The organism is Streptomyces spirodelae (assembly GCF_017676385.1).
In the GTDB taxonomy this organism is placed as follows: Bacteria; Actinomycetota; Actinomycetes; order Streptomycetales; family Streptomycetaceae; genus Streptomyces; species Streptomyces spirodelae.
The window spans coordinates 144,163-151,955 of the sequence record NZ_JAFFZN010000020.1; the positions used below are offsets into that span (position 1 = coordinate 144,163).

General features: G+C 70.3%; 6 protein-coding genes. 5 read left to right on the forward strand and 1 reads right to left on the reverse strand.

Features of this window, described 5'->3' with window-relative positions; translation table 11 throughout:
• Window positions 1–176: 176 nt before the first annotated feature.
• Window positions 177–437: a YiaA/YiaB family inner membrane protein gene (locus JW592_RS21485; RefSeq protein WP_372446549.1), complete on the reverse strand. Its 261-nt coding sequence runs from the start codon at window positions 435–437 to the stop codon at window positions 177–179.
• Window positions 438–778: 341 nt separating this feature from the next.
• Here JW592_RS21485 and JW592_RS21490 point away from each other — a divergent pair, with 341 nt between their 5' ends.
• The 5 genes from JW592_RS21490 to JW592_RS21510 all read left to right on the forward strand — a co-directional run bounded on the left by JW592_RS21490 (window position 779) and on the right by JW592_RS21510 (window position 7,733).
• Window positions 779–1,651, forward strand: coding sequence for a DUF8175 domain-containg protein (locus tag JW592_RS21490; RefSeq protein WP_209266818.1), 873 nt, complete (start codon window positions 779–781; stop codon window positions 1,649–1,651).
• A complete protein-coding gene (locus JW592_RS21495; RefSeq protein ID WP_209266822.1) occupies window positions 1,641–2,996 on the forward strand; it encodes a hypothetical protein in 1,356 nt (451 codons plus the stop codon). The genes JW592_RS21490 and JW592_RS21495 overlap by 11 nt, the downstream gene beginning before the upstream one ends.
• A complete protein-coding gene (locus JW592_RS21500) occupies window positions 2,993–4,558 on the forward strand; it encodes an SCO6880 family protein (protein WP_209266823.1) in 1,566 nt (521 codons plus the stop codon). The genes JW592_RS21495 and JW592_RS21500 overlap by 4 nt, the downstream gene beginning before the upstream one ends.
• A gap of 84 nt (window positions 4,559–4,642) precedes the next feature.
• Window positions 4,643–6,088, forward strand: a complete 1,446-nt coding sequence (locus JW592_RS21505) for an ATP-binding protein (RefSeq protein ID WP_209266824.1) — start codon at window positions 4,643–4,645, stop codon at window positions 6,086–6,088.
• Between the two features lie 52 nt (window positions 6,089–6,140).
• A complete protein-coding gene (locus JW592_RS21510) occupies window positions 6,141–7,733 on the forward strand; it encodes a hypothetical protein (protein ID WP_209266825.1) in 1,593 nt (530 codons plus the stop codon).
• The last annotated feature ends 60 nt before the right edge of the window (window positions 7,734–7,793 follow it).

Below are 7,793 nucleotides of genomic sequence, written 5' to 3' on the forward strand. Positions count from 1 at the left end.
GGAGGCTCAAGAGCCCGCCACAGGGCCGCAGAAGCGCCCCTGAGGTCCGTCGTCGGCCGGTCGTCGGCCGGCCGGGAGGCCGGTCCCGCGAAGGGAAGGCCGTCAGAGGGACGCGCGGTGAGGCCACGGACCCACCGCGCTCGGGCCCCGGCTCGGGTTCCGGCTCGGGCTCGGGCTCACGCCTTGCCCTGGCCGAACGGGTCGACCTCCGTCAGCAGCTTGTCGATCCGTGCCTTGTCCACCCGGTTCGTCACCTCCGACACCTCCTGCCGGTCCCGCACGCACTTGGCCAGCGTGAACGCGGAGGAGACCACGAAGATGAGCCCGAGCCCGATATATCCGCGCTCCCACTGGCCCACCGGCAGCCGGGCGATCCCGACGAGCAGCGCGAGCAGCGACACCCCGAACGCAACCGCCGACTGCACGAAGAACGCCATGGTGGTAGGTCTCTGGACGGAAGGAGTCACATCAGTCATACCCGCAGCCTGCCGCGCCCCGGACACCCGCACATGGGTACGGATACTCAAATACCTGAACCTCCCCACGGGGACGGGGAGAAGCACCGGGGGCGCACCAGTGCGCGGCTGCCGCCCACCCCGGCCGCGTAATCCAGCGCTGAGCGGCAAGAACACAGACGGCGCACCAGCGCGACGTTCGAAATGCTGCCGGGCACCTGGCTTGCACACGGCACATGCGCGGTGTGACACCGCTACCGTCATCTGAGGAGACAATGCAGTGACGGCAGTTGAGCGACAGAGGTCGAGGGGGCCAGACGGGCATGAACATCGGCGGCGGCGACGAGTACGACGCGCGTACTCGTACCAGCGAAGGCGTGCCCGGCGCCCAGGACGGCGCACGGACAACGACTCGAACACGGCTACCCGGCAGCGAAGGGGGCAACCGTCCACCCACCCGGCCCGGCCGGAGCCTGGTGACGGTCGTCGCCGTGGTCGTCCTCCTCATCGCGGCCATCGCCTTCGCCAACCGCGGCGACGGTGATGGTGGCGGAGGCGGGGGTGGCGGCGCCGCCTCCTCCGGCAAGAACGATGCCGCCGCCCAGGCCCAGCCGACCGCCCCCACCGGTGAAAAACCCGTGAAGACCACCGGCGACACCCTCCCCTCCGGCTTCCCCCACACCAAGCAGGGCGCCCAAAGCGCCGCAGCCAACTACGCCGTCGCGTTGGTGTCCGCGGACATGATGAAGCCCGCTGCACGCCAGAAGATCGTCCGGCAGCTGTTCGCACCGGATCAGGTGGACTCGACCATCAAACGTCTGAAGAAGGCGTACTCGCCGAAGCTGCTCTCCAGCGTGGGACTCGACGAGGACGGCAACCCCCCGAAGGGTGCGACATTCATCTCCCGCACCGTTCCCGTGGGAACCAACGTCCGCAAGTACGACGACAACACAGCGAAGCTCGACGTGTGGTGCACGGGCGTCTTCGGCAACGCCGGTGAGAAGTCCACCAACCCCGTCAGAAATGATTGGTTCACACTCACTCTCGACCTCACGTGGACCGACGGGGACTGGAAGGTGCAGGACTTCACGCAGAAGCAAGGCCCTGCTCCCGTGAACGGCGACAACAGGGCCTCGGGGGCGGAGGAGATCTCCGACGCCGTGAAAAAGTTCGGAGGCTTCACGTATGCCCGCTGACCCCAAGCGCCGTCTCCTTGCCGTCGGTTCGCTCATGGCGGCCCTGCAGACTTCCGCTGTCCTCTTCGCGAGCCGGGCGCTTGCCGAGCCGAAGGACGAATGCAACAACGCTCCCGGCCCCTGGCAGGAGGACTGCGACCGAGGCGACGGCGAATCTCCCTCCAACCCGTTGGATGACCCGACCGCCGCCACCGACCCCCTCTCCTCCCTGGCCAAAGGCTGTGCCGAGGCGGCGAGTTGGACGGTTTCGAAGTTGGCGAAGCTCGTGGATACGACCACGAAGGTGGACTTCACCAACCCGGAGTTCCTGCGCCAGTACGCCGTCGTGTTCGCCGCTTCGACGATTCTGACGCTCACCCTGTGGCTGCTGGCCGTGGCGAAACGCGCCGTGCGCGGGGTGCCGTTCACGGAGGCGATCACCGAGGCGATCGGTTTCCTCTGGCTGACGGTGCTGGCGTCGGCCTTCACTCCGCTGATCCTCTACACGGTCGTCTCGGCGACCGACCAGGTCACGGAAGTCATCGCGTCGGGCACCTCCGACAAGACCGACGCGTTCTTCGGCACGTTCTCCAAGGCGCTGAAGAAGGGCGACGACATCGGCGGCGGGCCGATCATGCTGATCGTCGTCTCGCTGGTGTCGATCATCGCGGCGGGCGTGCTCTATCTCGAACTGGTGGTACGCGCCGCGCTGCTGTACGTCGGGGCACTCCTCGGCACCGCCGTCTACGCGGGCCTGGTGGACAAGAATCTGTGGGGACACGTCCGCCGCTGGGCGGGCATCATGATCGCTGTGATCCTCGTGAAGCCCGTGATCGTGATCGTGCTGGGCCTCGCGGGCGCGCTCGCGGGCGGCGACGGTCCGGACTCCGTCTCGGCGGTCGTCTCCGGGCTGGCCATCATTCTGTTGGCGATCTTCGCCAGCGCGATGATCTACCGCTTCGTTCCGGGCTTCGGTGACGACATCGCCTCCCACCGCAACGCTGCCCGTACGGCCTCCCGCGGCGCCGCCGCTGTGGTCTCCTCACCGGCGGCGCTCGTCCGCCAGGGCATCAACACCCACGGCGGCCGAGGGGGCGGCGGCCAGGGCGGCGCCGCCGCGACCGCCTCATCCAGCGACAGCGGCGGCGGCAAACCGGCCGGCTCGGCCGTGACCGGCGGCGTGGCGGCGCACAGCTCCCGCGCGGGCGGTGGGGGCGCCGACGAGGCGCCGCCACCCCGGCAGGCCGCACCGGCCGCGCCCGCCGCGACGACCCCCCACTCGGCCCGCCCGCCCCGCCGGACCGGCGCGGGTTCGGGCCGGACCCAACCCCGTCAGCCCGGCAGTCCGGGAGGTGACCGCGGATGACGACCCCGTCCCACACAGCAGGGTCCTCGATGGGCTCGCCCCGCCGTACGTACATGATCGGCAGGGCCCGGCCCAACGCCATCGTCGGGAAGAACCGCGAGACGGGCGAGATCGCCCTGATCGTCGTCGGTGCCTTCCTCGGCATGGTGAGCGGCCTGCTCATCCCCGTCCTCTCGTTCCGTATCCCCGCCCTGGTCGGCTTCCCGGCGCTCGCGCTGGCCGCCGTCTACGTGCCGTACAAGGGCCGGACGTTCTACAGGTGGTTCGAGATCAACCGCTCCTACAAGCGGCTGCTGCGCCGCGGTACGACATATCGTTCGGACGCTGTCGAGGCGGGCACCATGCTCGACGGTCGCGAGGTGGAGATCGGCCCGCCGCCCGGTGTGGGCCGTATCAACTGGCTGTCGGCGCCGTTCGGTCCGGACGAGATCGCGGTACTGCTGCACGCGGACCGCCGCACCGTGACCGCCGCCATCGAGATCGAGGGCCCAGGCGTCGGGCTGCGCGACAGCGAGGACCAGGAGGCCCTGGTCGAGCGCTTCGGCACCCTGCTGAAGCATGTGGCCAACGGCGACGGCTACGTGACGCGGCTGCAGATGCTGGCCCGTACGCTGCCCGCCGACCCGGACGCCCACGCCAAGGACGTGACCCAGCGCGGCAACGAGCGGGCCGCCGGCTGGCTGCGCTCCTCCTACGACCAGCTGCTGTCGATGGTCTCCACCTCCAGCGAGCAGCACCGCGCCTATCTGGTCGCCTGTATGCCCTACGGCCGCGAACTGGCCACCGAAGGCTCCACCATCGCCAAGGCGGCGCGGCGCACCGCAGGCCGCAAGCTGACCAGGGACGAGGGCCTGGCCATAGTGATGGCCCGCGAGCTGACGGACATCTGCGCCCGGCTCACCGAGGCCGACATCCGGGTGCGGCAGCCGCTCGGCCAGGCCCGGCTCGCCTCGCTGATCCACTCGATGTACGACCCGGACCACCCCATCGACCACATCCAGGCCATGTCCAAGCGCAACGCCTGGCCGGCCGAGCTGGACGCGGTCGAGCCCACGTATCTCCAGGCCAAGACCCGCGAGTCGACGACCCGCGAGCCCTGGTGTCACGCCACGGCGTGGGTCAAGGAGTGGCCGATGACCCCGGTGGGCGTCAACTTCCTGGCGCCGCTGCTGGTACACACCCCGGACGTGATCCGTACGGTCGCCGTGGTGATGGACCTGGAGCCGACCGAGCTGGCCATCGAGCGGATGCTGACGGAGAAGACGAACGACGAGGCCGAGGCGAGCCGTTCGGCGAAGATGAACCGCACCGTCGACCCGCGGGACATCGCCGCGCACGGCCGCGTCGACCAGCGCGGCGAGGACCTGGCCTCCGGCGCTGCGGGCGTCAACCTCGTCGGCTACCTCACCGTGTCGTCCCGCTCCCCCGAGGCGCTGGCCCGGGACAAGCGCACGATCCGCGCCTCGGCGGGCAAGAGCTATCTGAAGCTGGAGTGGTGCGACAGGGAGCACCACCGCGCCTTCGTGAACACGCTCCCCTTCGCCACCGGCATCCGGCACTGAGGAGATCCCCGTGACCCCCACCTGTTCCGTCGCCGTTCCGCCGCTCCGCCCCCGCACTGCCGCTCCAGGCCGGAGGTAGCCAGCATGGCCGCGCTCGACCCCCTGTCCGCGATCACCGAAGCGTTCACCAGCTTCCTGTTCGGCAAGACGGAGACGACCCGCCTGCCCGTCCGTACGTCCACGGGCCAGGCGCAGGCCGTCTACCTGCCGACGGCCGCACCCGGGCTCGGCGACTCCGGCGTCATCATCGGCCGCGAGGTCTACAGCGGGAAGGGCTACATCTACGACCCCTTCCAGCTCTACGGGCAGCAACTCCCCGCCCCGCACTGGCTGGTGCTCGGCGAATCCGGGAACGGCAAGTCGGCGCTGGAGAAGACGTATGTGCTGCGTCAACTGCGCTTCCGGGACCGCCAGGTCGTCGTCCTGGACGCGCAGGGCGAGGACGGCGTCGGCGAGTGGAACCTGATCGCGGAGGAGATGGGCATAACCCCGATCCGCCTCGACCCCACCGCAGCGCTCGACCAGGGCATCCGCCTCAACCCGCTGGACCCGGCCATCACCACCACCGGCCAGCTCGCACTGCTGCGCACCATCATCGAGGTCGCGATGGGCCACGGCCTCGACGAGCGCTCCGGCTTCGCCCTCAAGGTCGCGCACTCCTACGTCAACTCCACCATCACCGACCGCCAGCCGCAGCTCACCGACATCGTCGAGCAGCTCCGCCATCCCAAGCCGGAGTCGGCGGAGGCGATGAACGTCGCCCTGGACGACGTACGCGACTGGGGCCTGGACGTGGCTCTCGTGCTCGACCGGCTGGTCGACGGTGACCTGCGCGGCATGTTCGACGGCCCCACCACGGTCGGCATCGACCTGGACGCGCCGCTGATCGTCTTCGACCTCTCCCACATCGACCGCAACTCCATCGCCATGCCGATTCTGATGGCGATCGTCGGAGTCTGGCTCGAGCACACCTGGATCCGCCCCGACCGGCGCAAGCGCATCTTCCTGGTGGAAGAGGCGTGGCACATCATCAACAGCCCGTTCGTCGCCCAGCTCTTCCAGCGGCTGCTGAAGTTCGGCCGCCGCCTCGGCCTCTCCTTCGTCGCCGTCGTCCACCACCTCTCCGACGTGGTCGACGGCGCCGCGGCCCGCGAGGCCGCAGCGATCCTCAAGATGGCCTCCACCAGAACGATTTACGCCCAGAAAGCGGACGAGGCCCGCGCGACGGGCAAGGTCCTGGGCCTGCCACGCTGGGCGGTGGAGATCATCCCCACCCTCTCCCCCGGCATCGCCGTCTGGGACGTCAACGGGAATGTGCAGGTCGTCAAACACCTGGTGACCGAGGCCGAACGGCCGCTCGTCTTCACCGACCGCGCCATGACGGAGAGCTCCTTGGACGCCGACATGGCGGAGGCGGCGTCGTTCGAGGCGGCGCTGGAGGCCGACCTTGAAGCCGAGACCGAAGCGCGGGCCCTGGCGATGGAACGGGCACCGTCCGGCCCTGCCTCGCCCGGCTCGGGCGTCGCCTGACCTGGAGGGGATCTTGCCGCAACCGCCCGGCGTCGGTTGAATACCGGTACCGATGCCATACGACGACAGCGAGCGCCACCGTCACCCGGGCCACCACCCCGGCCGTGAACCGCACCCGCAGGGCCGCACCGCCGGTGGGGGCGGTGGCGGCATCCCCGACGGCCTCCTGGTGGGCGTGCTGGCCTTCTTGCTGGGCCTCACCGTCTTCGTCTGGACGGCGACGGGACTGGCCGGCCTCCTCACCCACGGTGCCTGGCCGGACGATGTCACCTTCGGCAAGACCCCGCTCGCCGTACGGGAACTGGTCACCGAGCCCCATGACATCACCGGCGCCTGGCCCTCGACCCCGTCGGAACAGCTGCCCGGCTACGGCCTGTTCTGGGGGATCTTCATCAGTCAGCTGATGGTCCTGATAGTGCTCACGATCTTTGTGATGGGCACGATCGCCCGCGCCAGGGCCGTACGAAGGGCCAGGCGCATCCTGCGCGAACGGGACGGGGGCTGGGGCCGGGACAGCGGACGGGAGGGCGAACGGCTTCGGAAGGGGGAACGGCGTCAGGAGGAGGATGCCGGACGTGGCGAGGCGCTGCGGGAGCACACGGGGGCGGAGACCGGACGCCCGGTGCACGGGGAGCCCGGGGGGCGAGTGGGCCGCGGCGAGCCGGAAGAGGCCCCCGCACCGGCGGAACAGCTGCCAAACAGCAACCCAGGCGGCCCCACCACTTCCGGCGGCCCCACCAGCGGCACTTCCCGCGGCCCCGGCGGTCCCGCCAGTTCCCTCAGTCCGCTGGCTCCCGGCTTTCTCGGCGCGGCCGGGGCAGCTGCCATGGCCGACCACGGCAGCGATAGGCGTGCCGACGGGACGACGTACGCTGGTCGGGTCGAACGGGACGAGGACGGCGACCCGGTGACGCACATTCTGGAGGCTCCGGGCGCCGCGCTCGTCAGCGCGCCCACACCCGCGCTGTGGGCAGCCACCAAGACGGCACGCGCCAAGCTCGGCCCCGTCCACCTCTTCGACCCGACGCACGCCTGCGACACCCCGGACCGGCTGCGCTGGTCCCCGCACCACGGCTGCGCCGACCGCGCCACGGCTGCGTCCCGCGCCGCGGCTCTTCTGGCGCCGCTGCGCTCGCCCCGTCCCATCGACGCCACCGTGCATACGACGGCCGAGACCGTGCTCCGCTGCTGGCTGCACGCCGCCGCGCTGGAGAAGCGGCCGTTCCGCGAGGTCCACCGCTGGGCGCTCGCCACCACGGGCCAGACGGCTGACGCCGTGCAGATCCTTCGTACGCACCCCAAGTCCAGCTCCGGCGCCGCCGGTGAACTGGAGGCCGCACTCGCCGGGCATCCCCAGGTCCGCGCCGACGCCGTCGCGTTGATCCGAGGCGCCCTGGCGCCGCTCGGCCGGCTCCATGTGCGCAACGCGTGCTCGGCCGAACGAGCCGATCGCCTCGCGCTGGAATCCTTCATCGCCGAAGCGGGCACGCTGTATGTAGTGGGCGAGGAACCGGATGTGCTGCCGCTCCTCAACGCGCTCACCCAGAGCGTGGTCGAGCACGGCCGCCGCATGGCCGCACGGTCATCTGACGGTCGGCTCGACCCACCACTGACGACGGTGCTCCACCTGCCGGCGAAGCTGTGAAGCTCCCTGACGAGTCAGGGCCCGAGGGGTGAGTGGCTATCCGGGATGATCGATTTCGGG